This is a genomic window from Clostridium sp. Cult3, assembly GCF_021655115.1.
Taxonomy (GTDB): Bacteria; Bacillota; Clostridia; order Tissierellales; family Tepidimicrobiaceae; genus PPXY01.
This window is the reverse complement of sequence record NZ_PPXY01000036.1, coordinates 1-2,882: the sequence shown is the minus strand read 5'-3', so window position 1 is coordinate 2,882 and position 2,882 is coordinate 1. Positions and strand designations below refer to the sequence as shown.

Here is a 2,882-nt window from a genome sequence, read left to right as displayed (position 1 = left end):
AATATAAGGAGGAACTCCATTGTTATTCTTCAGAGCTTTAAAAAAACTATTCAAAAGAAAGAAAATAAGAGGATACTATAATTCAGACGATATCATAACCGCTAAGGAAAAACAAAGCCTAATAATCGGTTTTAGTATAATATTAGTTCCATTGATAATAGCTATAGCCTTCACTAGTTTGAGCTAATGTGCCCTGAAGAGACTGCAACTTCCGATAGATTCTCTAGCCTATCTGTCTTCTCTTTTTTTAATTCACCTATTCCCTTATAAGGCTTATAGTTGGGAACTATCTCAGCTAGTACTTCCTTTATAGCATCATCGTCTGCATAATCAATAATCTCCTGTAGTTTATTAAAGTGACGCTTCATATTATCGTAATCACAAAACAATGGTTTTTCTATATATATCTTGTGGTGAGAGGTAGTGTCCACCTCTTTTTTATTGACCAATAGTTCCTCATATAGCTTTTCTCCAGGTCGAAGTCCAGTTATCTCTATAGGTATGTCCACCTCTGGTTCAAAGCCTGAAAGCCTTATTAGATCTTTAGCTAAATCCATTATTCTCACTGGTTCACCCATGTCCAATATAAATATCTCTCCACCCTCAGCCATAGCTCCTGCTTGTAATACCAATTGGCAGGCCTCTGGTATAGTCATAAAATATCTAATCACCTTTGGGTGGGTTACCGTCACCGGACCACCAGCAGCAATCTGTTTTTTGAACAAAGGTATTACGCTACCATTACTACCCAGTACATTGCCAAATCTTACAGCTACATATTCCGTATGACTAAAAGTATTGGCAAGCTGTACAATCATCTCTGCTATTCTCTTAGTGGCGCCCATTACATTAGTAGGATTAACTGCCTTGTCCGTAGATATAAGGACAAACTTCTCTACTCCATATTTACCTGCACTTTCTACCACATTTAAAGTTCCAAATACGTTATTCTTTATGGCTTCTGTTGGGTTTTCTTCCATTAGAGGTACATGTTTGTGAGCTGCAGCATGGAATACTACATCTATACCCTCTGCTGCAAATATTTCTTCCATTCTCTGTTTATCCCTAATAGAGGCAATGACTACTTTCATAGGTAGATTATCATACCTACTCAATAGTTCATTTTGTATATCGTAAGCATTGTTTTCGTATATATCTAATATTATCAATTCCTTAGGCTTAAACCTGGCCACTTGCCTACATAATTCTGAACCAATAGAACCACCGCCGCCAGTTATCAACACCTTTTTATCTTTTATGTACTGGCATATCTCATCCATATTGAGATGTACCTCTTCCCGGCCTAGCAAATCTTCAATTTCTACGTCTCTAATTTTGCTTACACTTACCTGACCGTCTATCAACTCATAAACTCCTGGCAATATCTTGGTTTTGACCTTAGTCTTTTTACATTCCCCTACTATATCCTTAATATCTTTGCTATTGGCTGAAGGTATGGCTATGATTATTTCATCTATCTCGTACTCCTTACAGACTCTCTTAATATCCTTTCTATTTCCCACTACTGGTACTCCATTGATATTTTGCCTTCTCTTTTGAGGATCATCATCCACTATAGCTACAGGCCAGCTATTTAAAGTATCGTGATTTCTTAATTCTTTGATTACCATAGCTCCAGCAGCTCCTGCTCCAACTATTAAGATTCGCTTGTAATCTTTAACTCCATTAAATACACCATGCTTTAATCGTCTCAAAACCCTATAGAAAAATCTAACGCCCCCAATAAACACCATATCGATGACTGGTACCATAAAGTATATACTTCGAGGTATACCTACATCAATGAAATGCATGTAGAGACTAGACAATAAATTGGCTACAATAGATCCCCCTACCACTTCTATCATCTCATCAATACTTGCATACTCCCATAGGCTTTTGTATAGCTTAAAAAAATAATATACGGATAATTTTATAATAGTGATAATTGCCATATGATTAGCCAAATTGTATACATATATAGGGTCTACCCGTCCATCAAATCTCAAATACAAAGCCAATAGGTATGATAAGCTAATTCCTACAGTATCGAATAGCATTAATAAAATGGCGCGCTTTCTCTTCATTGAGTCACCTCCCTGTGTCTTCACATCAAGATCTGAAAAATCAAAATCTAGTAATATGTACCTACAAGACATAGGTATATATTACCATGCTACTATATATTATAGCTAGAATAAGCTGAGTTTTCAAACCATTATTGGTATACTTGGTAATATCTTGTTACATTTTATAGAATAAAGTTTGATAATAACCCACAGGGATGTAATAATTACTATTCAAATTATATTATTCGACAATAATATAGGAATTCCTTTATTTATGTAAATATTTTTGATCTCCTGTTTTTTAAATTCGTAACCAAGTTTATATAGGCTTTTTTTGTGTAGAAAAAATATTAAAGTGTAAAATAAGCTTTATATAAATACAATCAAAAAGGAACAGGTTTAACCCGTTCCTTTTCATATATGCTTAACACTTAGATTTTATCTTTTTTTTCAACAATTCCAGATATACCTTCTCTGGTATAGCTGGTAGTTCTCTAATTCTAACACCGGTAGCATTGTAGATTGCATCGGTTATGGCTGGTGCTACTGGTACTTTGTTGGTGTACATGGCTTTTCCATCCATGTGAACGGTACAGCATCCACAGACTCCAGTGTCACATCCTTTTTTTTACACTGGTATAGCCATTGTTTCTCAAGGTGTCTACTAGTAGATTGGATAGGGCTACATTTAGTATGGCATAGTCTCCTTTGCAGTTTCGCATGGATAAAAAGGTGGCTTTTCTATTATCTTTTTTGATGCTTAGATTTTCCAAAATATCTTCTTCCTTTGGTCCTTCCTTTAGGAATCTTTCT

3 protein-coding genes and 1 pseudogene are annotated in these 2,882 nt (G+C 35.3%); 1 reads left to right on the top strand and 3 read right to left on the bottom strand.

Annotated features, from left to right (window positions below; translation table 11 throughout):
- Window positions 1-19 precede the first annotated feature (19 nt).
- Window positions 20-187, top strand: coding sequence for a hypothetical protein (locus tag C3E88_RS07600; RefSeq protein WP_236909574.1), 168 nt, complete (start codon window positions 20-22; stop codon window positions 185-187).
- Here the strand turns inward: C3E88_RS07600 and C3E88_RS07595 are convergent.
- From C3E88_RS07595 to C3E88_RS07585, 3 genes and pseudogenes are all read right to left on the bottom strand, one after another.
- Window positions 174-2,087: a nucleoside-diphosphate sugar epimerase/dehydratase gene (locus C3E88_RS07595; protein ID WP_236909573.1), complete on the bottom strand. Its 1,914-nt coding sequence runs from the start codon at window positions 2,085-2,087 to the stop codon at window positions 174-176. The two genes, C3E88_RS07600 and C3E88_RS07595, sit on opposite strands and share 14 nt — an antisense overlap.
- A gap of 406 nt (window positions 2,088-2,493) precedes the next feature.
- The gene (locus C3E88_RS07590; RefSeq protein ID WP_236909572.1) at window positions 2,494-2,637 is read right to left on the bottom strand and encodes a hypothetical protein; all 144 of its coding nucleotides are present in this window, start codon (window positions 2,635-2,637) and stop codon (window positions 2,494-2,496) included.
- A 46-nt stretch (window positions 2,638-2,683) separates the two neighbouring features.
- Window positions 2,684-2,882 (bottom strand): annotated as a pseudogene (locus C3E88_RS07585) (hypothetical protein); the annotation flags it as partial.